This window comes from Pseudomonas sp. TWR1-1-4, from assembly GCF_049897165.1.
Taxonomy (GTDB): Bacteria; Pseudomonadota; Gammaproteobacteria; order Pseudomonadales; family Pseudomonadaceae; genus Aquipseudomonas; species Aquipseudomonas canadensis.
The window spans coordinates 187,566-212,642 of sequence record NZ_JAFCVS010000008.1 but is presented as its reverse complement, the minus strand read 5'-3'; the positions used below and the strand labels follow the sequence as shown (position 1 = coordinate 212,642).

26 protein-coding genes are annotated in these 25,077 nt (G+C 60.0%); 20 read left to right on the top strand and 6 right to left on the bottom strand.

Annotated elements, in window-relative coordinates; all coding sequences use genetic code 11:
- The first annotated feature begins 26 nt into the window (after positions 1-26).
- From ACP7C6_RS25515 to araH, 3 genes are read left to right on the top strand one after another with little or no spacing between them, the layout of a single operon-like run.
- Positions 27-1,031, top strand: a complete 1,005-nt coding sequence (locus ACP7C6_RS25515; protein WP_010211214.1) for a substrate-binding domain-containing protein — start codon at positions 27-29, stop codon at positions 1,029-1,031.
- Positions 1,028-2,530 carry an L-arabinose ABC transporter ATP-binding protein AraG gene (araG, locus tag ACP7C6_RS25510; RefSeq protein ID WP_122684335.1) on the top strand — a complete coding sequence of 501 codons (1,503 nt, stop codon included), beginning with the start codon at positions 1,028-1,030 and terminating at the stop codon, positions 2,528-2,530. Before ACP7C6_RS25515 ends, araG begins: the two co-directional genes overlap by 4 nt.
- Before the next feature lie 9 nt (positions 2,531-2,539).
- Positions 2,540-3,508 (top strand): L-arabinose ABC transporter permease AraH, encoded by a 969-nt coding sequence (gene araH, locus ACP7C6_RS25505; RefSeq protein ID WP_068933932.1) that lies wholly within the window; start codon positions 2,540-2,542, stop codon positions 3,506-3,508.
- Between the two features lie 114 nt (positions 3,509-3,622).
- Here araH and ACP7C6_RS25500 read toward each other — a convergent pair whose 3' ends face one another.
- The gene (locus tag ACP7C6_RS25500) at positions 3,623-4,771 is read right to left on the bottom strand and encodes an aldose epimerase family protein (protein ID WP_426109387.1); all 1,149 of its coding nucleotides are present in this window, start codon (positions 4,769-4,771) and stop codon (positions 3,623-3,625) included.
- 137 nt (positions 4,772-4,908) lie between these two features.
- Here ACP7C6_RS25500 and ACP7C6_RS25495 point away from each other — a divergent pair, with 137 nt between their 5' ends.
- The 12 genes from ACP7C6_RS25495 to ACP7C6_RS25440 all read left to right on the top strand — a co-directional run bounded on the left by ACP7C6_RS25495 (position 4,909) and on the right by ACP7C6_RS25440 (position 16,855).
- The gene (locus ACP7C6_RS25495) at positions 4,909-5,676 is read left to right on the top strand and encodes an SDR family NAD(P)-dependent oxidoreductase (protein ID WP_236319045.1); all 768 of its coding nucleotides are present in this window, start codon (positions 4,909-4,911) and stop codon (positions 5,674-5,676) included.
- 442 nt (positions 5,677-6,118) lie between these two features.
- Complete coding sequence (locus ACP7C6_RS25490) at positions 6,119-6,502, top strand: RidA family protein (RefSeq protein ID WP_028619715.1); 384 nt, start codon at positions 6,119-6,121, stop codon at positions 6,500-6,502.
- Positions 6,503-6,516: 14 nt separating this feature from the next.
- Positions 6,517-7,716: an MFS transporter gene (locus tag ACP7C6_RS25485; RefSeq protein WP_028619716.1), complete on the top strand. Its 1,200-nt coding sequence runs from the start codon at positions 6,517-6,519 to the stop codon at positions 7,714-7,716.
- Positions 7,717-7,876: 160 nt separating this feature from the next.
- The gene (locus ACP7C6_RS25480) at positions 7,877-9,139 is read left to right on the top strand and encodes a cation:proton antiporter (protein ID WP_426109386.1); all 1,263 of its coding nucleotides are present in this window, start codon (positions 7,877-7,879) and stop codon (positions 9,137-9,139) included.
- A 42-nt stretch (positions 9,140-9,181) separates the two neighbouring features.
- The gene (locus ACP7C6_RS25475; RefSeq protein ID WP_032864610.1) at positions 9,182-9,451 is read left to right on the top strand and encodes an acyl carrier protein; all 270 of its coding nucleotides are present in this window, start codon (positions 9,182-9,184) and stop codon (positions 9,449-9,451) included.
- Position 9,452: 1 nt separating this feature from the next.
- Positions 9,453-10,895: a class I adenylate-forming enzyme family protein gene (locus ACP7C6_RS25470; RefSeq protein ID WP_050587943.1), complete on the top strand. Its 1,443-nt coding sequence runs from the start codon at positions 9,453-9,455 to the stop codon at positions 10,893-10,895.
- A gap of 9 nt (positions 10,896-10,904) precedes the next feature.
- Positions 10,905-11,588 carry a hypothetical protein gene (locus ACP7C6_RS25465; RefSeq protein ID WP_028619718.1) on the top strand — a complete coding sequence of 228 codons (684 nt, stop codon included), beginning with the start codon at positions 10,905-10,907 and terminating at the stop codon, positions 11,586-11,588.
- Between the two features lie 31 nt (positions 11,589-11,619).
- Entirely contained in the window at positions 11,620-12,729 is a 1,110-nt protein-coding gene (locus tag ACP7C6_RS25460) for a beta-ketoacyl-[acyl-carrier-protein] synthase family protein (protein WP_028619719.1), read from the top strand.
- Positions 12,730-12,749: 20 nt separating this feature from the next.
- Positions 12,750-13,259 (top strand): hypothetical protein, encoded by a 510-nt coding sequence (locus ACP7C6_RS25455; protein ID WP_050587944.1) that lies wholly within the window; start codon positions 12,750-12,752, stop codon positions 13,257-13,259.
- A gap of 26 nt (positions 13,260-13,285) precedes the next feature.
- Positions 13,286-14,974 carry an NAD(P)/FAD-dependent oxidoreductase gene (locus ACP7C6_RS25450; RefSeq protein WP_426109385.1) on the top strand — a complete coding sequence of 563 codons (1,689 nt, stop codon included), beginning with the start codon at positions 13,286-13,288 and terminating at the stop codon, positions 14,972-14,974.
- 71 nt (positions 14,975-15,045) lie between these two features.
- A complete protein-coding gene (gene gabT / locus ACP7C6_RS25445) occupies positions 15,046-16,350 on the top strand; it encodes a 4-aminobutyrate--2-oxoglutarate transaminase (protein WP_068933922.1) in 1,305 nt (434 codons plus the stop codon).
- 16 nt (positions 16,351-16,366) lie between these two features.
- Complete coding sequence (locus tag ACP7C6_RS25440) at positions 16,367-16,855, top strand: flavin reductase family protein (protein ID WP_028619721.1); 489 nt, start codon at positions 16,367-16,369, stop codon at positions 16,853-16,855.
- Here the strand turns inward: ACP7C6_RS25440 and ACP7C6_RS25435 are convergent.
- The 3 genes from ACP7C6_RS25435 to ACP7C6_RS25425 all read right to left on the bottom strand — a co-directional run bounded on the left by ACP7C6_RS25435 (position 16,852) and on the right by ACP7C6_RS25425 (position 18,595).
- The gene (locus tag ACP7C6_RS25435) at positions 16,852-17,526 is read right to left on the bottom strand and encodes a glutathione S-transferase family protein (protein ID WP_426109384.1); all 675 of its coding nucleotides are present in this window, start codon (positions 17,524-17,526) and stop codon (positions 16,852-16,854) included. The two genes, ACP7C6_RS25440 and ACP7C6_RS25435, sit on opposite strands and share 4 nt — an antisense overlap.
- Before the next feature lie 68 nt (positions 17,527-17,594).
- Positions 17,595-18,197 (bottom strand): glutathione S-transferase, encoded by a 603-nt coding sequence (locus ACP7C6_RS25430; RefSeq protein WP_308908686.1) that lies wholly within the window; start codon positions 18,195-18,197, stop codon positions 17,595-17,597.
- A gap of 11 nt (positions 18,198-18,208) precedes the next feature.
- Positions 18,209-18,595 carry a hypothetical protein gene (locus ACP7C6_RS25425; protein ID WP_426109383.1) on the bottom strand — a complete coding sequence of 129 codons (387 nt, stop codon included), beginning with the start codon at positions 18,593-18,595 and terminating at the stop codon, positions 18,209-18,211.
- Positions 18,596-18,739: 144 nt separating this feature from the next.
- On the opposite strand from ACP7C6_RS25425, the gene ACP7C6_RS25420 reads away from it, so the two are divergent.
- Both ACP7C6_RS25420 and ACP7C6_RS25415 read left to right on the top strand, forming a co-directional pair.
- Positions 18,740-19,639 carry a LysR substrate-binding domain-containing protein gene (locus ACP7C6_RS25420; protein WP_028619725.1) on the top strand — a complete coding sequence of 300 codons (900 nt, stop codon included), beginning with the start codon at positions 18,740-18,742 and terminating at the stop codon, positions 19,637-19,639.
- Between the two features lie 16 nt (positions 19,640-19,655).
- Positions 19,656-20,450 carry an SDR family oxidoreductase gene (locus ACP7C6_RS25415; protein WP_071489123.1) on the top strand — a complete coding sequence of 265 codons (795 nt, stop codon included), beginning with the start codon at positions 19,656-19,658 and terminating at the stop codon, positions 20,448-20,450.
- Here the strand turns inward: ACP7C6_RS25415 and ACP7C6_RS25410 are convergent.
- Positions 20,435-21,403 (bottom strand): LysR family transcriptional regulator, encoded by a 969-nt coding sequence (locus ACP7C6_RS25410; RefSeq protein WP_028619727.1) that lies wholly within the window; start codon positions 21,401-21,403, stop codon positions 20,435-20,437. The genes ACP7C6_RS25415 and ACP7C6_RS25410 overlap by 16 nt on opposite strands.
- Before the next feature lie 95 nt (positions 21,404-21,498).
- Between ACP7C6_RS25410 and ACP7C6_RS25405 the strand changes: the two genes are divergently transcribed.
- From ACP7C6_RS25405 to ACP7C6_RS25395, 3 genes are read left to right on the top strand one after another with little or no spacing between them, the layout of a single operon-like run.
- The gene (locus ACP7C6_RS25405) at positions 21,499-22,437 is read left to right on the top strand and encodes a DMT family transporter (RefSeq protein ID WP_122724504.1); all 939 of its coding nucleotides are present in this window, start codon (positions 21,499-21,501) and stop codon (positions 22,435-22,437) included.
- Between the two features lie 35 nt (positions 22,438-22,472).
- Positions 22,473-23,294, top strand: a complete 822-nt coding sequence (locus ACP7C6_RS25400; RefSeq protein WP_161634138.1) for a pyrroline-5-carboxylate reductase family protein — start codon at positions 22,473-22,475, stop codon at positions 23,292-23,294.
- Positions 23,295-23,332: 38 nt separating this feature from the next.
- The gene (locus tag ACP7C6_RS25395; RefSeq protein WP_311895618.1) at positions 23,333-23,992 is read left to right on the top strand and encodes a class I SAM-dependent DNA methyltransferase; all 660 of its coding nucleotides are present in this window, start codon (positions 23,333-23,335) and stop codon (positions 23,990-23,992) included.
- Positions 23,993-24,029: 37 nt separating this feature from the next.
- On the opposite strand, the gene ACP7C6_RS25390 is transcribed toward ACP7C6_RS25395, so the two are convergent.
- Positions 24,030-25,028, bottom strand: coding sequence for an AraC family transcriptional regulator (locus tag ACP7C6_RS25390; RefSeq protein WP_236318357.1), 999 nt, complete (start codon positions 25,026-25,028; stop codon positions 24,030-24,032).
- Positions 25,029-25,077 lie beyond the last annotated feature (49 nt).

Here is a 25,077-nt window from a genome sequence, read left to right as displayed (position 1 = left end):
AAAAACAACAACAAGGAGTCACCCGTATGAATCGTCGTCGTGGTTTGCGTTCCCTGTGCTGCGCCGCTGTGGCGGTCTCGGCCATGAGCTTGAGCGGGCTGTTGCTGGCCGCTGAAGAAGTGAAGATCGGTTTCCTGGTCAAGCAGGCCGAGGAGCCGTGGTTCCAGACCGAGTGGGCCTTTGCCGAGAAAGCCGGCAAGGAACATGGCTTCACCGTGATCAAGATCGCCGTGCCCGACGGTGAGAAAACCCTCTCGGCCATCGACAGCCTGGCCGCCAACGGTGCCAAGGGCTTTGTGATCTGCCCGCCGGACGTGTCCCTCGGCCCGGCCATCGTCGCCAAAGCCAAGGCCAACGGTTTGAAAGTCATCGCGGTGGATGACCGTTTCGTCGATGCCAAAGGCAACTTCATGGAAGACGTGCCGTACCTGGGCATGGCCGCCTTTGAAGTGGGCCAGAAGCAGGGCGCCGCCATGGCCGCCGAAGCGAAAAAACGCGGCTGGGACTGGAAGGACACCTATGCGGTGATCAATACCTTCAACGAGCTCGACACCGGTAAGAAGCGCACCGATGGCTCGGTCAAATCCCTGGAAGAAGCCGGCATTCCCAAGGATCACATCTTGTTTACGGCGGCCAAGACCCTGGATGTCCCAGGCTCCATGGACGCGACGAACTCGGCCCTGGTGAAACTGCCCAGCGGTGCGAAAAACCTGATCATCGGCGGCATGAACGACAACACCGTGCTCGGCGGCGTGCGCGCGACTGAAAGCGCCGGCTTCAAGGCGGCCAACGTGATTGGCATCGGCATCAATGGCACCGACGCCATCGGCGAACTGAAAAAACCGAGCAGCGGCTTCTTCGGCTCGATGCTGCCGAGCCCGCATATTGAGGGCTACAACACCGCGCTGATGATGTACGAGTGGGTCACTAAAGGCACTGAACCGGCGAAGTACACGGCCATGGACGAGGTCACCCTGATCACCCGTGAAAACTTCCAGGCTGAACTGACCAAGATCGGGCTGTGGCAATGACCGCTGCCGCCTTGCGATTTGACGGCATCGGCAAAACCTTTCCGGGGGTCAAGGCGCTGGATGGCATCAGCTTCAGCGCCCACCCAGGACAGGTGCACGCGTTGATGGGCGAGAACGGTGCGGGCAAGTCTACGCTGCTGAAGATCCTCGGCGGCGCCTACATCCCCAACAGCGGCACGCTGCAGATCGGCGAGCAGGTCATGGCCTTCAAGAATGCCGCCGACAGCATCGCCAGCGGCGTGGCAGTGATCCATCAGGAATTGCACCTGGTGCCGGAAATGAGCGTGGCCGAAAACCTGTTCCTCGGGCACTTGCCGGCGCGTTTTGGCGTGGTCAACCGAGGGCTCCTGCGCAAGCAGGCCCTCGCTTGCCTCAAGGGGTTGGCGGATGAAATCGATCCGGCCGAAAAGCTCGGGCGCCTGTCCCTGGGCCAGCGCCAACTGGTGGAAATCGCCAAGGCGCTGTCCCGTGGCGCCCATGTGATTGCGTTTGATGAGCCCACCAGCAGCTTGTCGGCGCGGGAAATCGACCGCTTGATGGCGATCATCACGCGTCTGCGGGATGAGGGCAAAGTGGTGCTCTACGTGTCGCATCGCATGGAGGAAGTGTTCCGTATCTGCAACGCGGTGACGGTGTTCAAGGACGGCCGTTATGTGCGCACCTTCGACGACATGAGTGCGCTGACCCATGATCAATTGGTGACCTGCATGGTCGGTCGCGATATCCAGGACATCTACGACTACCGCCCGCGTGAGCACGGCGAGGTAGCGCTCAAGGTCGACAGCCTGCTGGGGCCCGGCCTGCGCGAGCCGATCAGCTTCAACGTGCGCAAGGGCGAGATTCTCGGCCTGTTCGGACTGGTGGGGGCTGGGCGCACGGAGCTGTTCCGTCTGCTTAGCGGCCTGGAGCGTGCCAGCGCCGGGCAACTGCAACTCTGCGGCGAGCCGCTGCATCTGCAGTCACCACGGGATGCTATCGCCGCCGGCGTGCTGTTGTGCCCGGAAGACCGCAAGAAGGAGGGCATCATTCCGCTGTCCAGCGTCGCCGAGAACATCAATATCAGCGCGCGGGGCGCTCATTCCACGTTTGGCTGGCTGCTGCGCGACGGCTGGGAGCAGGGTAACGCCGACCAGCAGATCAAGGCCATGAAGGTCAAGACGCCCACCGCTGCGCAAAAAATCATGTACCTCTCCGGCGGCAACCAGCAAAAAGCCATTCTCGGCCGCTGGCTGTCGATGCCGATGAAAGTGTTGCTGTTGGACGAGCCCACCCGTGGCATCGATATCGGCGCCAAGGCCGAGATCTACCAGATCATCCATAACCTCGCTGCTCAAGGCATTGCGGTGATCGTGGTGTCCAGCGACCTCATGGAAGTGATGGGCATCGCCGACCGCATCCTGGTGCTGTGCGAAGGCGCGCTGCGCGGCGAACAAACCCGCGAACACGCGACTGAATCCAACCTGCTGCAATTGGCCTTGCCGCGCAGCCTGGCGAACTGAGAGACGATTATGACCACTCAACACAACGTGCTGCCCACCGCGCGCAAGCCTCTGGACCTGCGCGCATTGCTGGACAACTGGGCGATGCTGCTGGCCGCCGTGAGTATCTTTTTGCTGTGCGCCTTGCTGATCGACAACTTCCTTTCACCGTTGAACATGCGCGGGCTTGGCCTGGCGATTTCCACCGTGGGCATTGCTGCGTGCACCATGCTGTTCTGCCTGGCGTCGGGGCACTTCGACCTGTCGGTGGGCTCGGTCATCGCCTGCGCCGGGGTGGTGGCGGCGATTGTGATGCGCGACACCGACAGCGTCATGCTCGGCATTGGCGCCGCGTTGCTGATGGGCCTGATGGTGGGGCTGATCAACGGCATCGTGATCGCCAAGCTGCGGGTCAATGCGCTGATTACCACGCTGGCGACCATGCAGATCGTGCGTGGCCTGGCGTACATCTTTGCCAACGGCAAGGCGGTGGGCGTGTCCCAGGATCAGTTCTTTGTCTTCGGTAACGGCCAGTTGTTTGGCGTGCCGGTGCCGATCCTGATCACCATTTTGTGCTTCCTGTTCTTCGGCTGGCTGCTCAACTACACCACCTACGGGCGCAACACCATGGCCATCGGCGGCAACCCGGAAGCGGCGTTGCTGGCAGGCGTGAATGTGGACCGCACCAAGATCCTGATCTTTGCCGTGCACGGGGTGATCGGGGCGTTGGCCGGGGTGATCTTGGCGTCGCGCATGACCTCCGGCCAGCCGATGATTGGCCAGGGCTTTGAGCTGACGGTGATTTCGGCGTGCGTGCTGGGCGGGGTTTCGTTGAGTGGCGGGGTAGGGATGATCCGCCATGTGATCGCCGGAGTGCTGATTTTGGCGATCATCGAGAATGCGATGAATCTGAAGAACATCGACACCTTCTACCAATATGTTATTCGCGGCTCAATCCTGCTGCTGGCCGTGGTCATCGACCGCATGAAACAACGCTGAGTCATGCCCTGTGAAGACTGAATGTGGGAGCGGGCTTGCTCGCGAACACGGAGTGTCAGACCCGAATGAGTTGACTGACACGGCGCATTCGCGAGCAAGCCCGCTCCCACAGGTTTAATCGGTGGAGAATTTGAAGACGGTGTTCTGGGTGTAGGTCTGCCCTGGATTCAGGCGGGTAGACGCGAACTTCGGCTGATTAGGCGCGTCCGGAAAATGCTGGGTCTCCAGCGTAAAACCGCTCCAGTGCAGATAGGTCTTCCCAGCCTTGCCCTTCACCGACCCATCCAGGAAATTGCTGGTATAAAACTGCACCCCAGGCTCCGTGGTAAACAGCTGCAAGCGCCGCCCCGACTCAGGATCATGCACCTCGGCCGCAAGCTGCTTCACATCACCTTTGTTATCCAGCGCCCAGTTGAAATCAAATCCACCCTGCTTCGGCTCGGCAAACTTGAGCTGCGGGTGATCGTCCTTGATGTGCTGGCCGATGGGCGTCGGTTTCAGGAAGTCCATCGGCGTGCCCTTGACGGGCGCCAGTTCGCCGGTAGGGATCAAGGTGGCATTCACTGGTGTGTAATGGCTGGCGTGCAACGTGGCAACCTGCTTGAGGATGTCGCCATTGCCCGCGCCGGCCAGGTTGAAGTAGCTGTGGTTGGTGAGGTTTAGCACCGTGGGTTTGTCGGTGGTGGCCTTGTAGTCGATGTGCAGTTCATTGTTGTCGTTGAGGCGGTAGGTGACCTCGGTCTTCAGGTTGCCGGGGAAGCCCATTTCACCGTCCTTGGACAGGTAGGTGAGGGTCACGCCCACCGAGTCCTTAGCCTTGACGGACGTGGCTTTCCACACGTGTTTGTCGAAGCCCTGGGCGCCGCCGTGCAGCGAATTGGTGCCGTCGTTGAGCGGCACCTGGTAGCGTTTGCCGTCGAGCTCAAAGGCGCCGCCGGCCAGGCGATTGCCGAAGCGCCCGATGGTCGCGCCGAAGAATGCAGTGCCGCTTTGATAGCCCTGCACGTCGTCGAAGCCCAGCACCACGTCTTCGACCTTGCCGTGTTTGTCCGGCACCTTGAGCGACTGCAGCACGCCGCCATAGGTGATCACCGTGGCTTGCATGCCGTGGCTGTTGCGCAGGATGTACTGTTCGACGGCAGTGCCGTCATTGGTTTTACCGAAGGGCTTGTGCTCACTGGTGAGGCCTGCGGCCTGGGTGCCGCCGCTGGCGATCAGCATGGACATCGCCAGGCCCGACAGCAGGTATCGAGGGTGCTTCATGATCGAACTTCCTTTTGTTGTTTTGAGTGGAATAGTTCTACTAATGTGCGATATTTTGTCGATAGAGCAGCGAATTTATAGCCTTTAACGCCATTTTTGCAAAATAAAATAAGACTAATTAAATGAGGCAAGCTTTTATGACCCGCCAGCACGCTGTTTACCCCGACCTCGAAGGCAAGACGGTCCTGATCTCTGGAGGCGCCTCAGGCATTGGCGAATTCATGGTGCGCGCCTTCGCTGCGCAAGGTGCAAAGGTCGGCTTTGTCGACCGCGCGCAAAGCCAGGGCGAACGCCTGGCGGCTTTGCTGAGTTCGCGAGGGCACACGGTGGAATTCGTGAACTGCGACATCACCGACGAGATCGCCTACAAGGCCGCCATCACACGCTTCGAACACTCCCTGGGACCGATCACGGTGCTGGTGAACAATGCCGCTAATGACGTACGCCACAGCTTGGAAGAAGTCGACTCGGAAATGTTCGACCGGCTCATCTCCGTCAACCTCAAGCACGCCTTCTTCGCCGCCAAGGCCGTGGTGCCGATGATGAAAAACGCGGGCGGCGGGGCGATCATCAACCTCGGCTCCGTCGGCTGGATGATGGCTTCCGCCGGCTACCCGGTGTACGCCGCCAGCAAGGCCGCCGCCCACGGCATGACCCGCGCCCTGGCCCGGGAGCTGGGGCCGAGCCGGATCCGCGTGAATACGCTGGTGCCGGGTTGGGTGATGACGGAAAAACAACTGGCGATGTGGGTCGACGATGCGGCCAAGGAACTGATCAGCCGCAGCCAGTGTTTGCCGGGCAGCGTGCTGCCGGAGCACATCGCCAATATGGCGTTGTTTCTCGCCTCCGATGCCTCGGCGATGTGTTCGGCGCAGAACTTTATTGTGGATGGCGGTTGGGTTTAACCGCGTCGCACCCTCCATCCGAATGTCGACTTCAATGGACTGCTCTTGCGCAGGAGCAGTCTGTCAACTCGCTTGTGCATAAACTCCTCCCCCTCCCGCCAATATGCGTTAGCCGACGAATGGTCAGGCGCGCCAGTGAGCATTCGGGTGCCCTTCGGACCGATCAGTCGAGCTGTCGGCCAACAGCTTGAAATCAAGACAATTTTGCCGATGAAGGCGCTTCGATCTGGTAGTGGATGTTAACTGACAGTGTAGTTTTACTTAAATTTAATCGTATTTTAAACGGTCTATATCGTTCGTATTGGTAGTTTAGGTTAACTATATGCGTTCTTGAACCTAGACATCGCCAAGGCGTCGGGCGTATGGTTTTGATCATTGGATCCGAAAGATCACTGCTCCATACCTAAGCCGCATCAGGCCCCGTTTCATAAGGAGATGAACTATGCGCGAAAGGTATTCATCGGGCTCCAGCTGGGAGGAAGTGTTCGGGTTTTCCCGGGCGGTTCAAGTGGATGACACCCTATACATATCCAAGACGGGCGCACTCGGGCCCGACGGAATCATCGTCGCGTCCAATGTCGCCGAGCAGACTCGCGTCATCCTGGAAAAGATCAGCCGCATCCTGCAGGACGCCGGTTTCGCCCTCACAGACGTGGTGCAAAGCCGCATGTACCTGACGCAATTGACGGAGTGGCGGCAGGCGGCCGAGGTCCATGGCGCCTTCTTTCGTGATATCCGGCCGGCGTTCACGCTGTTGCATGTGCTGCCTTTCGCCGAGCCGCAAATGCTGGTGGGCATTGAAGTGGTTGCCCAACGGAATCGTTGACGGAGAGCGTTGATATGAGCCTATCCGACACGCGATTCGTCACGGGGTTTGTGGCTGTCGCCGCAGGGCTGTCCATCGCCAACAATTACGTATTGCAGCCTGTGCTGCCGGCCATCGCGGTCTCGTTGAACATCCCCGTGTCGGCCACCGGCTTGATCGCCGGCAGTACCCAGGTTGGATACATGCTGGGGATCATGCTGCTGGTGCCCCTTGGCGATTCGCGGAACAAGCGCAGCGTGGTCAGTCTTCAATTTCTGGTGTTGGGCTTGGCATTGTTGCTGGCGGCATGCGGCACGCACCTGTTGTACATGATCGGCCTCGGTGCCGTGATTGGCGCCATGGCCACCAATGCGGTGCAGCTCAACGCCCTAGGCTTTCAGATTGACCCGAAGGGCAGCACGGTCGGGCTGGTGGGTGCCGGTATCGCCGCCGGTATTCTGTTGGCGCGGTTCATGGGCGGTGTTCTGGCTGATCAATTTGGCTGGCGTGGGATGCTCGTGGTGGTGGGGCTGCTGATGCTGCTGCTGGCCTTGGCCAGTCGAGCGGTGTTGCCCTATATCGAAACTCGGCGCAGTGCCAGTTATCGGCAATTGCTCCTCGGCCTTGCGCCTCTGTTCATGCGCCACGAGGCATTACGCCGGGCTACGTTATTGGGAGGCTGTTGGTTTTTGATTTTCAGCTTGTTGTGGGTTGCATTGATGCTCCACGTCAGCAGCGCACCTATGTCGTTGAGCCCTTCACAGGCAGGCATGCTCGGCCTGGCCGGGCTGGCAGGATTGTTGATGGCTCGGCCGGCCGGAAAATGGGCAGACAAGTGGGGAAGCCGACAGGTGATTGGCGCCGGCTTCGGCATGACGGGACTGGGCGTGCTTGTGTTGCTGGTATTTCCCTATTCTCTGCTCGCGATTGTCGCGGGAGTGGTGCTGTTTGACTTGGGTTGCTTCAGCGCCCAAGTCGCCAATCAAACGACCGTGCTGAAAATAGATCCGCTCCAGCGCAATAGCCTGTTTGCACTTTATATGTTTTTTTATTATGGCTGCGGCGCCATAGGGTCGATAGCTGCGCCGGTCATTCATGCTTATTTCGGCTGGGCCGGTATTTGTTGGACGAGTCTTTTACTTGCGTTGACGGGCGGCGCTGCCAACTACTTGATGCGTTCGCCTGGCGCGCGCGCAGTTGTCGAACTTTCGATTGCCGATAGTGTTGATAAGTAAACTGCGCACGCATCGCTAAGTTTTATAGATGGATGGACTGCTGTACTGCCAATGACTGTGTGGCGGGTGGGTTTAAACCGTGCCTGGATGCCGAAGGCATGCCTGAAGTTCGGCGTCTTGTGTGGCTCTTTCAATCGTTGTACTGCATGGGTACTTCACTATGTTTTTCATACAACTGGCCGTTATATTACTTGCTTGTCACCTATTTGGTTGGTTGGCTGAGCGCCTTGGACAATGTCGCGTGGTGGGCGAGATAACCGCGGGTATCGTGCTCGGGCCAACGGTGTTCGGGCGCCTGGAATCATCCCTTGGTCAGTCCGTGGGCCTGTTTGAAACCCAGCACATCGGGTGGTTGGCGCATGTTGCCGACCTGGGGCTGATCTTCCTGATGTTCCAAGTCGGTGTGCACATCAATCAACGGCACCCCGAAGCATCGGCACAGGGGCGTTTCGCCGCCTTGGCGATTGCCCTGCTCGGGCTGGTTTTGCCCTTTGCCTTAGGCGTAGGCGTGGCACTGGTTGCCCATGAACACTTGGCGCCGACCTATTCGAAATGGGGGTTCGCCTGGTTCTGCGGTGTTGCGTTGGCAGTGTCTGCGGTGCCGGTCATGACGCGGATCGTCCAGAGCCTCGCCTTGCAGGAAACGCTGGTGGCCCACGTCACATTGCGTGCGGCTGTGATCACCGACGTAGTGGGCTGGGTGATATTGGGCGCGATAGTGTTTTGCTCCCGAGTGGATGGCAATCCCCTTGATGCTCGCTATTTCGCTGCGCAACTGTTGGTGGCATTCGTCGGTTTCTATGGCCTGACATGCTACCTGGTCATCCCCTTTATCCGCCGCGCCCAGGCGCGGGACGAGCACGCGGCGATCATGCCCATGGTGATCAGCTACGTATTGCTGTGTGCCTGGGTCACTGACTGGTTGGGCCTGCACTGTGCAATCGGAGCGCTGCTCGCCGGCTTGATGATGAAGCAGGTGCCTGAATTCACTCACTATTGGCGCAACCAGGTGGAAGGGTTTCTGAACTTTGTCCTGTTGCCGGTATTTTTCGCCTACGCCGGGATCAAAACCTCGTTCGCCAGCCTTGGCAGTCAGGAAAACCTGATCTGGCTCGGCGTATTCCTGGTGTGTGCGTTTGTTGGCAAGTTCGGTGGCGCCTATCTGGGGGCGCGTGTCAGCGGTCTGCAACGGACCGATTCGGCCATTGTCGGCGCCCTGATGAATACCCGTGGGTTGATGGAGCTGATCATCCTGGCGATTGGCCTGGAACTCAAACTGATCTCGATCGATGCCTACACCATCCTGGTGTTCATGGCGCTGATTATTACTGCAACGACGACACCCTTGGTCCGGCGTCTGTTACGCCCGGATCCCCATGTATTTCTTTCGAAAGAAATGCTGCAAACGCGAAGTTCTCACTGACCTGTAATACCCGTTGTTTCCTTTGATAAAAGCGAGGTTTCCATGAGCGTACATACCCGGCAAGAAGTTATCGCGATTCTGAAGAAAATTGTTTCCGAAAAGTTGGACCTGGATATCCCGGAGTCGCACATAAAAGAGGAGGCGGGGTTCTCCTCGGAAGTGGGCGTGGACTCGATTGGTTTTATCGAACTGCGTTTTCAATGCGAAGAAGAATTCAAGATTAAGATCAGTGAAGAAGAGTTCGGGCCCGACAACTTCTTTAATTGCAAGACCCTGTCTGACTTTATTGTCAACAAGCTTGAGGCTCATTGAAATGAATAGCCTTGTGTCAATCGAACGAAGCAGGGAGTTCTTTCCTGCCGATAAACTGTTGAATATTTCGGCCACCTCATCCGTAGGCGATCATTGCACAGCGACTGACACTTACACGGACTACCTGAGGTTCTGGCAAACCAGTCCGCTGCAGCCCGGACACGTCGTGGTCATCGCCTTGCCGAACACGATCGATGTACTGCACATGTTTTTCGCTGTGCTCAACAGCGGCCTGGTACCGGCGTTGATTGCGCCGACTACCCCGGCTGAGCGGTTTGGGCAGATCATCGAGGATTTCCAGGCCGCGGCGTTGGTGAAGTCGAGTCTGCGCATTGATGGTATTCCCCATGGGCCAGGCGCACGGGCTGAACTCATCGGTCGCTGGAGTGTGCTGATTTTCGATGCGCCGCGTATGCCGTCGACGCGACCTGGTGAGGTCATCATCACCACATCAGGCACTTCAGCGTCGTTCAGCAGCGGTTGCGTGCACCGGTTCGAATCGTTGCAAGCCAATGGCCTGCGACATGCCCACAGCATCGGGCTGCGTAAAGAGGATCGGGTGCTGGTCAATCTGCCGTTGTATTACTCGACGGCACTGGTGGCCCAAGCCATTGCGACCCTGACGCTGGACGCCCAGTTGGTCATCAGCGGTCCGCCCTTTTTACTGCCGCAATACACCCGCGATATCGCCGCGCATCGCATCACGGTCAGTTCGCTGACACCGGTGCTGTTGCGTCAGATCAATGCCTGCGAACCGTCCGGCTTACCGCCTGGGTTGCGCGTATTGAGCGTGGGGGGCGACCACGTACCGGCGGAGCAGGTGCAACGTTGCCTGCAAGCAAACCCGCAATTGGAGCTGTATCTGACGTACGGCATCACCGAAGCCGGGCCCCGCGTGTCGACGTTGGCCGCCCACCGCGTCGACCCTGCCCGGTATGCCTCGGTGGGGCTACCGTTGGCGGGCACCCAAGTGAGGCTCGACTGGCTGTCCGAGAGCCCTTGGCAAGGGGAGTTGCTGGTGTCATCCAATACGTTGCTGCTCAGCAAAATCGGGCGCAGCGCGAAATCGCCTCTGGTCGATATCGACGGGACGACATGGTTGCGCACCGGCGATATTTTTACCCAGGACGCGCAGGGATATCTGTTTTTCAAAGGGCGTAAATCGGACTTCCTGGTGATCAACGATGAGAAGGTCAACCTTGGGGCGATCAAGCACATCTGCCGCACGCTGCCAGGGGTCATCAGTTGCCGAACGCTGGTCAAGCCGACACATCAGGCGCTGGCGGGATTCGAGCTGGAAGTGACGCTCGATCAGTCCATCGTGCCGTCCTGCGACGGCCCTTCGTTCAAGCAACACATATTGAAACTGCTCAAGCGCTACGAGCGCCCCGGCCGCATTGACCTGGTCTTTCAGGACGCCGGCTCCATCGTCAATTACAAGTAGGTGACTGCTATGAATGAACAGCTTACGGCTGCGGCCCGCGAAGTGATCAATCGCTACGCGTTGTCCTCACTGGAGGATGTCATGGCATTGATTCCCCGGTACATGTGCCATGTGCTGCAGGAGTCCGACCAGTTCGAGACCTACCCGCCCAATGTGGTCAAGTTGAAGTTCGACCCGAGCCAGTGGGAAGCCTGCATCCAGCGCTATGAGCACTATCGGGACGTGGTGATTCCCGCGATCAGCCCCCTGGACTACCTCAACGCCATGCTCGACGAGGGGCCGCGGTTGCCGTGTTTCTGCTCGGAAATGGCCAACGTGGCGGGCGTGCTCGTCAGCCAGTTGCTCGGCCAGAAGGTCTACGCGGTGAGGAACATCTTCGTCAACTATCTGTACCTGCCACAGCGCTGGCACTGCATCAACGCGCTGATACAGGACAACCGTATCCGCTACTTCGATGCCTCGGCCTATGCCCAGGTACTGGACAAGAAGCGCCGCAAGATCGTCGAACCATCGCAGTTGCCGGGCTTCAATGCCGCCGATATCGACGAAACCTTCATCCACAGCGACCGCTGGCTGCAAAGCGAGCCGTTTGCCCGGCGCATCGAGCTGGTCTCGGGCGAGTTGCTTGATAACTACTATCCCTCGCCAGTGCACGACAAGCCGGTTGACGAATTTCAACGGGTCTACGGCTGAGGCGACTCCCGATTTTTCTGCTGGAGGCACTATGAACAAGGTTGTAGTGACAGGTCTCGGATGGACCACCGCGTTAGGGTCTCAATTGCAGACCGTATGGGAGCGGCTGGTAGAAGGTCAGACAGGCATACGTGATCTGCCCGTCGAATATCCGCTCAAGAACACGCTGGCAGGCTTCCTGCCGGACAGCGACATCGCCGAGCCGAAGGCACGGCTGCTGGATCTGACGCAACGCACGGCCAAGGCGGCATTGGACGATGCCCGAGTGGCCGTCAGCGGGCAAAACCCCCGGCAGTTTCTGATTGCCGGCACCAGCCTTGGGTATCGTCTGGACAGCCTGGCGTTTCACCAAGATCCGCTGCATGAATGGGTAGTGACCACCGCGCAGCAACTCGGTTTGCAGCCGTTGGCGCTGTCCACCGCGTGCTCGTCGGGCTCGGATGCGCTGATGCTGGGGGCTTACCTGATCCGAGCCGGGTTGGCCGACACCTGTGTCTGTGGCGGTGCGGATATCCTCGGCCGCTCCAAACGCCTGGCCCATACCGCGTTGGGCACCATGTCGGCGACTCGACTGCGGGCGTTCGACCAGCATCACGACGGCACGCTGCTGGGGGAGGGCGCGGGGTTCCTGGTGCTGGAGCGTCAAGGGCAGGAGGCGCGCAAGCCCTATGCCTATCTGCTGGGCTGTGGCTCGGCCAACGATGCCGCCGGGCTGACTGCGCCGGACGAGCAAGGCACGGGTATTCGCCTGGCCTTGGACCGGTCTCTGGAGGAGGCGGGGATTCACCGTAACCAGATCGGCCTGGTCAATGCCCATGGCTCGGGAACCCTGACCAATGACCGGGTGGAAAGCGCAGCCTATGCCGATTACTTCAGCGGCTACCAGCCCATCGTCTTTGCCACGAAAGGCGCCTTTGGCCACACATTGGGCGCAACGGGGGCGTTGGAGGCGATTGCCTTGGTCAAGAGCCTGCAGACCGGAGTCGTGCCGCCCATCCACGGGCTTGAGACGCCAATCGCGAACCTGGATTTCCGCTTGCCCGTCGGCACGGCATTGCAGGCACAGGCGCAGATCGGCCTGAGCCTCACCATCGGCTTTGGCGGGTTCAATACCAGCCTTGTGTTCCAACGCTACAGCTAAGTCACTTCAAGGAGGGTCTCATGAAAATCCTGGATCGTGCTCATGCCAGCAACTTCACTTACAACGACCTAGATGAAGGCTTGCGCAAAGGCCTCAAAAGCGCTGACCCGTCGGTCTACAGCGTGCTGTCCAGCGTCAGCGAGCTGTACCTCAAATACCGCGAACGCCTCGACCCGGTGCGTGCTCAGGTGGGGTTCATTTATTACGGCAACGCTTATCCCAAGACCACCACCGACAAGATCGTCGAAGGTCTGGCCAGCAAGGACCGTGTTTCGCCCTCGGACTTTATCAACGCCAATGCCGGAGCGGCGACCTCCATCTGTTGCACACGCTATGGCTTCCAGGGACCGACGCTGGTCCTGACCATGCCTGGACGTGACGTCCAAGCCATTGCCCGAGGCTTGGCCGACTATTGGCTAGCCACGGGCCAGGCCGACTATCTGTTTCTGGTCGAGGCCCAGACGGACAGCGTCGAGGTACTTCAGGTCAGCACCGAACTCCTACAGCGCGCAAGTGCGCACTTTCACTGAATCAATAACCACCGATCGAGGTTGTCATGGAAAACACTTACGACGTAGCCATCATTGGCAGTGGCATTGCCGGAACCATGTTGGGCGCTATCCTGGCCAAGGAAGGTGTGAGCGTGGTCATCATCGACGCCGGCACCCATCCGCGTTTTGCAGTGGGCGAATCGATGGTGCCCGAGAGCGCTGTGCTGTTGAAAATCCTGGCCAACCGTTACGCCATACCGGAGTTGGCCTACCCCGGCGAACTCAATTCGCTGATCAAGCATGTGGGTTCCTCATCGGCCGGGATCAAGTTGGCGTTCAGTTTTGCCTGGAACGGCAAACACCAGGAACATAACCCGCTGGATGTGGTGTCCACTCCGGTTATCGCCCCCGAGGCCCATCTGTTCCGGCAGGATGTGGACGCCTATTACCTGGCCCTGGCCGCCAGGCTCGGCGCGACCATCAAGCAACAAGCGCGGATTCAGGATATTGAAGAAACCGCCGACGGCATGATCCTGAACCTGGGCCGCGAACAGCTCAGTGCACGCTACGTGGTGGACGCGGCGGGTTACCGTTCGCCCATCGCCGACAAGTACCAGCTACGCCAGGGCGCCCGGGAAATGCAGGCGCGTACCCGGTCGATCTTCACGCATATGACCGGGGTAAAGCTCTACGAAGAGGTCATCGCGTCGACCCAGGCTTCCGGTTCGCCTACACCCCTGGCGCAAAGCACGTTGCACCATATGTTCAAGGGCGGATGGCTGTGGATCATCCCGTTCAACAATCATCCTCACTCTACCAACCCGCTATGCAGCATCGGGCTGCAGTTGGATATCGACGAGCATGGTCCTGCTGGTGATCCAGAGGTGGAGTTCAAGCAGTTTCTTGACGATCACCCCTCCGTTGCCCGGCATTTCGAGGGCGCGGCCAGGGTGCGCGAATGGACCGTAGCCCCCCGACTCAACTACACCAGCCGCGAAAGCGTGGGGGACCGTTACTGCTTGCTCGGGCATGCAGTGGGTTTTGTCGACCCCTTGTTTTCTCGTGGCCTGGTCAATACCTTCGAGTCGATTGCGCGGGTGGCACCGAAGATCCTCAAGGCGGTCCAGACTGACGTCTGGCGCAAGGAGGACTTTCTCTCATATCAGGATTACAGCCTGGAAGTGGTGAAAGTGAACGACCGCCTGGTGGCCAACTCCTTTACCGCGTTCGACAGCTTCCCACTCTGGAATGCGTGGTTCAGGGTGTGGATCAGTGGCAGTTACATTGGCGTGCTGCGGTTTCGCAAGATTCTCTCCGACTACCTCAAGACCGGCGATAACGAGGCGTTGGAACAGGCGTTCGAGACGGCAACCTATGCTGGGCACCTGTCGATCGAGAGCCCGTATTACGAAGCGCTGTTTGAGGCCGCCTGCACCGCCATGGAAGCCTACCGTGCCGGCCAGCAGAGCGAGGCGCAGACCATCGAGGTATTGCAGCGCTTGTTCGAAGAGCAGCGCGAGCATTTGCCGATCGATTTCGCCGACTTCTCCAACCGCTTCATCTCCCGCGCGAGCCAGGAGTTTGCGGATTCGTTGCTCAAGTGGGCCAATGATGCACCGGGCGGGCTCAAGGCACGATTTGATCGCGGCAATGCACCGGTCAAGTTCGACTTCCTCGACAGCTACCGTTACGGCGACCGCCTGCAGCAGGCTGCCGAGGCAGATGCAGCGCTGCAAGCCTATCGGGCCCGCTGAGTTCCCCCACTGCATGCGGCTCCGGTGAAGGCTGGAGCCGCTTTGACTGTCATCTACGAGAGGGCAAGGGTATGCAAGATACAACCCAGGCATTGGCGCAGCGACGCACCCAGGCAGTCGCCCGGGGCGTCAACCAGGCCCATGCCGTGTACGTGGAGCGTGCCGACAATGCGCTGCTATGGGATGTCGAAGGGCGGCGCTACGTGGATTTCTGCGGCGGGATTGCAGCGCTCAACACCGGTCACCTGCACCCGCAGGTGGTTGACGCGGTGCAGGCGCAATTGCAGCAGTTTTCCCATACGTGTTTTGCGGCGGTGCCCTATGAGAGCTATATCGCGGTGTGTGAAGCGATCAACGCGAGGGTGCCGGGCGATTTTGCCAAGAAGACGCTGCTGCTGACCACAGGTTCTGAGGCGGTAGAAAGCGCATTGAAAATCGCCCGCGTACACACACGCCGTACGGGTGTGATTGTGTTCACCGGCGCCTATCACGGCCGAACGCTGATGACCCTGGCGATGACCGCCAAGGTCAACCCCTATGCCCAGGGCATGGGACTGATGCCCGGTGGTGTCTATCGGGCGATGTTCCCGGATGCGGACGCCGGCGTTTCGGTAGTCGAGGCGATGAACAGCATTTACCGGATCTTCAGCAGCGACGCCGCACCGGAAGATATCGCTGCCATCGTTATTGAGCCGGTTCAGGGTGAAGGGGGATTTGTCGCAGCCCCTGTGGCGTTCATGGTGGCGCTACGCGCCTTGTGCGACCAGCATGGCATTGTGCTGGTCGCGGATGAAATACAGTGTGGCGCGGGGCGTACCGGCAGTTTTTTCGCGATGGAGCAAATGGGCGTCCATGCCGACTTGATTGTGTTCGGCAAGTCGATTGCCGGCGGGCTGCCGTTATCCGGCGTGACCGGCAAGGCTGAAATCATGGATGCGCCCCTGCCCGGCGGCCTCGGTGGCACCTACGCCGGGAACCCGCTGGCCTGCTCGGCTGCATTGGCCGTCCTGCGGGTATTCGATGAGCAAGGGTTGCTCAACGTCGCCCGCGAACTGGGCGAGGATCTGCGCGACAACCTCAAGGAAATCACCGGCGCCCTTGGTATCCATTGCCGTATCCGCGGCCTGGGGGCGATGGTTGCCCTGGAGCTGTTTGACGATGCGGCGCACCGTGTACCTTCTGCGCGCCTGGCCCGGCAACTGATCCAATGCGCGCGCGAGCGCGGCTTGCTCCTGCTGGCGTGCGGGCAATACGGCAATGTCATCCGATTTCTCATGCCACTGACCATTCCCCGGCCCGTGTTGCTCGAAGGTCTGGAGATACTGGCGGCATGCTTGACGACAATCGACAACCACACCGTGGTTGGCCAACTCTGAAAAGGTGGACAGGGAAATGCAGACGCTTGAAAAACAGATGGACACGCGCGCGTTGCGTAACGCCTACGGCAAGTACGCCACGGGGGTCACCGTTGTCACAACCCTGGATGATCGAGGCGCGCCTGCCGGGCTGACGGTCAGCAGCTTCAATTCAGTGTCATTGGAGCCGGCCCTGGTCTTGTGGAGCCTGCGCAAGGAATCTTACACCGCTCGTGCATTCCAGGCGGCGGATGGCTTCGCGATCAATGTACTGGCCCATGAGCAACAACTGCTGAGCGACCGTTTTGCCACGCCGACCGCTGACAAGTTCAGCCAGGTGCCCTACGCAATCAGCGAAAACCAGCTGCCGTTGATCGATGGCGCGATTGCTCAGTTCGAATGCATCAAGCGCAATGAGTTCGACGGTGGCGATCATTGGATTTTCATCGGCGAAGTCATCAGCTTCACACTCAATGAAGGCAACCCGCTGATCTTTCATGCAGGCAAGTACGCCACGGCGGTCTAGCCCGTCGCGCGGCGATCGGCAATGGCCGTAAGCTTGTCGACGTCGCCGTGCGTGCGCTCATGATACGGCGCGCCTGCATCATAGGCGCGTCGAACATCGTCCCGTTGGGCCATGTGCTGCAGGTACTGCACGGTGTGAGGTAGCGCCTCCAGGCTGATGTGCAGCACCTTGTGCAGCCGCAGCCAGGGATAAATCGCCATGTCGGCGATGGAAAATTCGCCGCAGATAAACGCGCGCCCGGCGATGGCTTGCTCGAATACCTGGAACAGCGTGCGGGTCTGGTTCAGATAACGGTTGGCCGAGTATGCCTCGGTTTGGGAAGCCTGATGGTGGAAGTGATAATTCTGGCCGGCCATCGGTCCCAGGCTGCTGACTTGCCAGATCAGCCATTGCACCACCTGCCAGCGCTGCTCGTGCGACGTCCCGCGAAAACGGGCGTGCTTGTCCGCCAGGTAGAGCAGCACCGCCGCCGACTCCACCACCACTTGCTGGGTATCGTGGTCGAGCAGCATCGGAATCTTCGCGTGCGGGTTCAGCTGCAGATACGCGGGAAGGTGCTGCTCATCGCGGGCGAGGTTGATGTGGCAGATGTCGTAATTGACCGCCAGGGCCTCAAGCATCAGCAGGATTTTATAACCGTTGGCGGTAGGTGAAAAAAATACGGTGTACATAGGGGGCGTTCATGTGGGCGCAGGACGAGGAGCCGGTGGGGACCGGCTCGCGTGGCGTTTGAGCCAGTTTATTGGATGGGGTATTGCGTGAAGGCCGGGAGTTCCTCCAAGCGCTTGGCGTGACGCTGCAGGTACGGGAAGGACTCGGCTTTGACCACTGAGGCGACCGTGAACTGGCTGAACGACCACGCCACCGCAGCGGTAATGGCGCCTTGAGTCAGCTTTTCGTCGGACGCGTGGGCCAGGCGTTTTTCCAGGGTCGAGTAGGCTGCCAGTAATTGGCCGGTTACCCGGTCGAGCCAGGGCTCGTGGAGCTTTTCGGCGGGGCGCAGATTATGCTCGTACACAATCTGCACGGTTTTTTCACAGGCGGCCAGTGCGAGCCCGATCAATTGCAGGTCCTGGGCGCGCTCGCTGGCGCGATCGGGCAAAAGCTTCCTGTTGGCCGGCGCCAGCGCTTCGAAGTATTCGAGGATCAGGCTTGAGTCCATCAACACGGTTGAATCGTCCAGCACCAGGGAGGGCGCCTTGACGACCGGATTGATTTGGGCAAATTGCTCGTAGGTGCTGAATACCGAGAGCGGCTGATGCTCAAAGTCGACGCCATACAGGTCCAGGGAGATTGCGACGCGGCGCACGTAGGGCGAGTCCAGCATGCCAACCAGTTTCATGAAGCCTCCATTTACGTCAGGGTAATTTTCAAAGTGCAGTGGGGATGCTTGAGGTATTTGTAGAGATCCAGGAGCAACCCGCGCACGCGAGGACAGGCCTCGTCGGCGGCCAGGAACAGCGCGATTTCCCCGTCGCCCTCCAGCAGAATCAGGCCCGGCGCAAGACAGGTGAAATCCCCGGGTTCCAGGCAGACATCGGTACCTTGGGACGTCATCCAATGACGCCCTTTCAGCGCGACGACATAGGCTTGCTGTTCCAACCAGAAAGAGAGTAGTTGATCCTTGGTCACCAGCCATTTCAGGGAATGTCGGCCCAACGCCATTTTCGCCAGCAATACCTGCGGAGCCTGAGTGATACGGGCGGTCGAGACGCTCTGTTCCATGATCGTGGTTTTCATCGAAGACGCTCCGCGGTTCGCGAGGTGACGGTGGAACGAAAAGACGCCTGCAGCTGGCAGGATTGTTAATTTGAGGTTACTTTATCCTGAGTGTAGCCCTCAAAGTATCGATAATTTTTACCACAATAGGTTAGTTTAGCTTACATGAGTGCATTCCCCCCGTTGACCTGCCTGCGCAGTTTTGAAGCCACTTCCAGGTTGGGGAGCGTCACCCTGGCAGCCAAGGAATTGCACGTTACCCATTCAGCCATCAGCCAGCAGATCAAGGTGCTGGAAGAGATTGTCGGCTTGACCCTGTTCGTGCGTGAAGGGCGGGGCTTGCGTGTCAGCGAGGATGGGCGGCTGTACGCGTTGCAGATCCGAAAAGCCTTGGGCGATATCGCCGAAGCCACGCGATTGATCCAGGCACAGCCCAAGATGGGGGAGTTGGTGGTGGCGGTATTGCCGTCGTTTGGCCGGTCCTGGCTGTTACCGCGCCTACCACGTTTTCAGCAGCTTTACCCTCATATCAGCATTCGTCTGCAAGCCAGCTTGACCATCTCCAACTTGCATCAGGAATCGGTGGATATCGGTATCCGTATGGGCAAGGGGGATTGGGAAGGGGTCGAGCAAAAGCTGTTGTTCCACGATGAAGTCGTCGTCGTCGCCGCCCCCCACTTCAATAGCGGGCGCCTGCCGCAAACACCGCAAGAGGTCATCGACAGCGAGATCATCTACAACACTGAATCATGGTTGCCCTGGTGCGAGGCGGCGGGCGTTGAAATGGGCAACGAACGCAAGGGGTTGTGCAGCAACGACTCCAATCTGGTCTTGGAGGCGGTTCGCCTGGGGCAGGGCATCACGCTGGAGCGGCGCAGTCTGGTGCATGACGCTATCGAGCGCGGAGAGCTGGTCCAGTTGTGCGATGTGAGTGCGCCCTATGCCTATCCGTATTGGCTGGTGTGGCCACCCAGGGAAAGTTCGGAAGACAAGCAGCGCGAATTCTCCCATTGGCTGTCCGGGGAAGTGGAGCGTTATCTTGACCAACTGAGAAAAAACGCCTGAAGGAGGCCCCGCCCGAATGGATCTGTTTTTGCAACAACGCCTGGTAGTGGTCGCGGGCGGTAGCTCAGGCATTGGCCTGGCCTGCGCCCAGGCTTTCGCCGCCGAAGGCGCGCGGGTGGCAATTGTTTCGAGGTCACATCAGCGGCTTGAGCAGGCGCAACGCGTGTGCGAGGAAGCGGGCCTGCACGTGCATCCTTTTGCCGGCGACCTGTCAGACGCCGATCAGGCTCAAGCGGTCATTGACGCAATCAGCGCGCGCCATGGCGCCATCAACGTGCTGGTCAACAGTGCCGGTGCCGCTGCGAGACACCCGGTGAGTCAACTTACTCCGGCCCATTACCTGGAGGCGTTCAGCGCCAAGTTCTGCCCTTACATCAACACCCAGCATGCGGTGCTTGCCCATTTTCTTGGCCAGGCGCAGCCGTCGCTGCGGGCGGTGGTCAATATCGTCGGCATTGGTGGCCGGGTGGCAATGCCCGAGCATGTCGCCGGCGGTGCAGCCAATGCAGCGTTGATCCTCACGTCACAGGGGTTGGCGCAGGCTTATGGCTGCCAAGGCATCCGTATCAACGTGATCAACCCTGGGTTTACCCTGACGCCCCGTACCCAGGCGACCCTGGAGCGCATGGCTCAACGCAGCGGCGAAAGCCTTGAGCAGACCCTGGCGCGACAGCAGGCATCGATCCCGATGGGCAGGTTTGCCCGCGCGGGGGAAGTGGCCGATCTGGCGTTGTTCCTGGCCAGTCCAAGAGCGTCCTATTTGTCGGGGGCGGTCATCAATATGGACGGTGGGGCCTACCCCGGGGCGTAGACCCTACCCGGCGCAAAGGCCGAAGGTTGTCCGGCGGCGCGCAGCAGGCCATTGATCAGGTACTGCTGATCATGCGACTGGTGTGCCGATTGCGTCCAGACCAGCCTGTATTCGTAAGGGGAGGTGAGTTGATGGCGGTCGCCGAACACGGCTACCAGGCGCCCGTCGGCCAATTCGTCTTGCAGCAGCGCAGAACTGCCGATCATTACCCCGCCGTTCTGCGCCACTTCATGCATGGCATAGCCCACACCGCTGAAGGAAAGCGCTGCCGTCGTCTGCGTATCGCACTTGGCAATCGCCGTGAACCAGTCGTCCCAAGTGGCATTGCCCAAGCGATCGTCGTGGTACCAGGGTGACTGGACCAGCCGCGCACCCACCAGGTCCAGCGGTTCGTCGACAGGCCCAAGGCTGTTCAGGTAGGCAGGGCTGCAAACGGGGAAGTAGCGGTCCTGCAGCAGCAACGCCGAATGGCTCAACACAAGTTCGCGCGGGCAGTAGCGAATCGCCAGATCGGCATCGCCATGGTCGAGGTTGCGCACTTCGGAACTCGGGTCGATCGTCAATGCAAGGTTACCGCCAGCATACGCGGTGATGGCAGGCAACCGCTTGCTCAACCAGTGACTGGTGATGGATACCGTGCAAGTCAACACGATGCTGGCACCGGTCTGCGGGCGCATGTCCTGAGTGGCCTTGAGCAGCAGCGAGAAGGCCTTGGACACGTCACGGGCCAGGCGCTGCCCCGACTCATTGAGGGTTACGCCGTTAGCGGTGCGATGAAAGAGGCTCAGCCCCAGGTCATCCTCCAATTGGCGGATCTGCCGGCTCACTGCGCCCACGGTCACGCACAACTCTTGGGCGGCTTCGGTGAGCGTGCGGCAGCGTGAGGCGGCTTCGAACGCACGCAAGGCGCTGAGGGAAGGGAGGCGGTGAGGTTTTTCCAGGTTGAGTTTCATGCAAGCACCTTAGCAAAAAATCGATTACTTGCCAGAGGTGATGCGCATAGCCTTGAACCTATGTTTTTCAATGCCGTGGCTCAAGGTCTATGACGATGCTCGACACACGCAAATCCCTCGATGTCTTTTCCGTGTCCACGATGATGGTCCTGTGCCTGTTATGGGGAGGGCAGCAGGTATTGATCAAACTGGCCGCGCCGCAGCTCGATCCGCTGATGCAATTGACAATTCGATATGCCATTTCCGCGCTGATCCTGGGGGGTTACCTGTGGTATCGCCAGGGTGCCGGGCTGTTCAGCGATAACACCGTCGGCGCGGGTATCGTGGTCGGAATCCTGGTAGCCCTGGAATCGATCTTCATCGCTGAAGGCTTGCGCTACAGCAGTGCCAGCCATATCACCGTGTTTCTGTACACCGGCCCCTTGTTTGCGAGTTTCGGCTTGCATTTCCTGCGCGAGGAGGAACGTCTCAGTGGCAGCCAATGGTGTTTTGTGGTGCTGGCGTTCCTTGGCATCGTCATTACCTTCATGGGGCGGGGCGACGGTGCCCAAGGCAACACGCTGCTGGGGGATGGGCTCGGGCTGCTGTCCGGAGCCGCCTGGGGGGCCACCACCATTGCAGTGCGTACGTCGACGCTCGCCAGTGCGCGACCGGAGAAAACCCTGTTTTACCAGGTGAGTATCGCGACGCTGTTGATCTTTCCGCTGACCTTTTTCATGGGCCACTCCACCTTTGAAATCGACGGTGCGGTGGTCGCGAACCTGACCTTCCAGACCCTGGTTCTGGTCCTGGGGACCTTCCTGGGCTGGTATTGGCTGCTGACCAAATACCTTGCGTCACGCCTGTCCGTGCTGCAGCTGTTGACGCCGGTGGCAGGCGTGGCACTGGGGGTGGTGGTCCTCAACGATGCGTTGGACCTGTGGTTCGTGTGCGGAGCCCTGCTGGTCCTGATTGGCATCCTGGGTGTGAGCGTGCTGGAGGTCCTGAGCGTGCGCCGCGCAGGAGCGACTTCGCGCCTGGCATCCGAGGCGTGATGCCGCTGTTTCCAACGGTCAAGGGTCAAGTCGCTATGGATATGAATGACTGCAAGACAGTGTTGTCCACCCGCATCGGCATTGTCGGCTCGGGCCACTTGGGGGTCGCCCTGGCCCAAGGGCTGATTGCCGCCGGCTTACCCAGGGCCAACCTGTTGCTCAGCAATCGGCATTCCAGCGCTGCGCGGGGCAGGCTCAAGAAGGCCGGGCTGGAAGACCGATATGCCGACAACCGGCGAGTCGTCGATGAGTCGCAGTTGATCCTGCTGACCGTAAGGCCTCAGGACTACCGGGCGTTGAGCGGGCTGCAGCTCAAGAGCGGCACTGTGCTGGTCTCGTTTATCGCTGGTTTGCCGGTTGAGCGCATCAAGTCCCTGTTCCAGCCGCCTCCCCAGATCGTCCGTGTCATGGTCAGCGCACCGGATACGATTGCTGGCGCCTGTGCCATCGGCGCGCGTTATGGCGCCGATTCGGCCCTGGTTGATGGGTTGCTGCGCCGGCTGGGAATCGAACTGATCAACCTGCCATCGGAAGCTGAATTCGACGCCTTTACCGTCTATGGCCCCTGCCTGCCGATTGTTTTGACCTACTGCGAGAGCCTGGCCGTCAAGGTGTCCCAGGAAGCCATTGCCAGGGGCGCCACAGCGTGCAACCTGCCGCCCTGGGGCAAGGTGATTGCGTGGGCCAACGCCGTAAGGCCCCGGGGGCTGGATGACCGTGCCCGGCGCGACTACCTGCACAGCGCCACCACGCCAGGTGGCGTGACGGAAGCATTGCTGGACGCCGTAGGCGAAGGCTTGACGTTGTCCGACTGTTTCCGCGCCGGTATTGCGCGCAGCCAACGGCTGGCGGGCTGAGGCTTATTTCCCCACGTGACATCAATCGAGGATCGACAATGAAACACACGGCAGAGGAAAGTGCATTGGTGACCGCATCCCACCGGCTCAATGGTGAAAAGGAGGTGCTGCGGGCCTTCTACGATGAATGGGCGCAAGGCTACGTAGACACCGCTTTTGGTGAGAAGTATGTCGGTCACTGGGTTTGTGCAAAATTGCTGGATGTGGTGGCCCACGCATTGGTCAAATCGGGCCGGCCACACAGTGCGCGGATTCTCGATGCCGGGTGTGGTACCGGGTTGGTAGGAGAGCAACTGGCCGGGATCGGCTACGGCGAGATCGATGGCGTCGACCTGTCCGCCGGCATGGTCGAGCAGGCACGCAAGACCAACGCATACAGTCAGCTCACGGCTGATGTCGACTTGAACGTGCGCAACCCTGCCATCGCCGATGATCGCTATGACCTGGTGGTCTGTTGCGGCGTGTTCATCGACGGACACGTGGCCGTCACCGCACTGGACGAACTGCTGCGTGTCGCGCGCAGTCCTGGCTACCTGATTGTCAGTACGCGCCAGAGTTACCTGGACCATGAACCTTTTGTCGAGTACGTCGAGCGTTTGGCCGAGGACGGCAAGGTGCGTGTGGTCATGCGTATCGAGCGCGGTAACTATATCAACGTCGACACCGCCGATTATTGGGTCCTCGAAAAAACCACCTGAACGCCGGCGTCGGCCAGGATATCTTCGAGGCGCTCGTTCATGCCGGGCTCCGGCTGCGCTGGCGGCTGGCCCCCGGCGGATGGCCGGTAATACGCTTGAACGCACGGCTGAACGCTGCCTGGGAGGTATAGCCCAGGCGCAGCGCCACTTCTTCGATAGGCAATCGCTCCAGGGTCAGCCACTGGCTGGCCAGGCGCATGCGCAACTCCGTCACGTAGCGCAGGGGCGGGATGCCCAGGGTGGCCTGGAAGCGCTCGGCGAACACCGAACGGGAAGCATGACAATGCGCCGCCAATTCGGCCACGCTCCAATCGCGACCCGGGTCCTGATGCAGGACGAGCAGGGCACCGGCCAGTCGCGTGTCGCGCAGCGCCGCCACCAATCCTGATGCATTACCGCAGGCACATTCCACCCAGCCCCGCACGATCATGGCGGCGACCACATCGGCCAGGCGCGCGAGGATGCCGGAGTAGCCGATGCGGGCAGCAGACACTTCACGCTCCATCACCGCCAGGATCGGCATCAGGCCGGGGTACCGCTGGCCCTGGGCATCGATCAGCATCAAGGCCGGCATCAGACTGCCGAGCCCCTGGAGACTGCCGAGTTCGAACGCCATGCAGGCGCTGAACAGCAAGGTGCAGGGGGGCGTATCGGGGGACGCATCCACGGCGCAGACGGTATCGCCCAACGCGGTCGCGCCAAAGCCATCGATGTCCTGCACAGGCCTGTCCGCATCGGAGGACAGCGCATGGGCGCCGCCGTGGGAGATGAACACCGCATTGCCCGCCGACAACTCAAACAGGCCGCCGTCGTCGGTTCGCAGGGTGGCCGTCCCTGCGGCCAGGAAGTGGAAGTAGGCGTGTCCGGGTTTGGCCTCAAAGCCCATGCCGAAGCTCGGTCCGGCCTGGATGCGTCGGTACTGCACCCCGCTCAGGCGCATGCCGCGCAGCAGTTCGTCGATAAGGCCGGAGGACTGATTGAAAGGGGCGACTGTTGTCATGTTCGGGGTTTTGGTCAAAAACTCAAGGGTCTGCATCATAGATCATCCGGATGGGCGAACCTAGACTGGCCGTCGCGCTAATTTC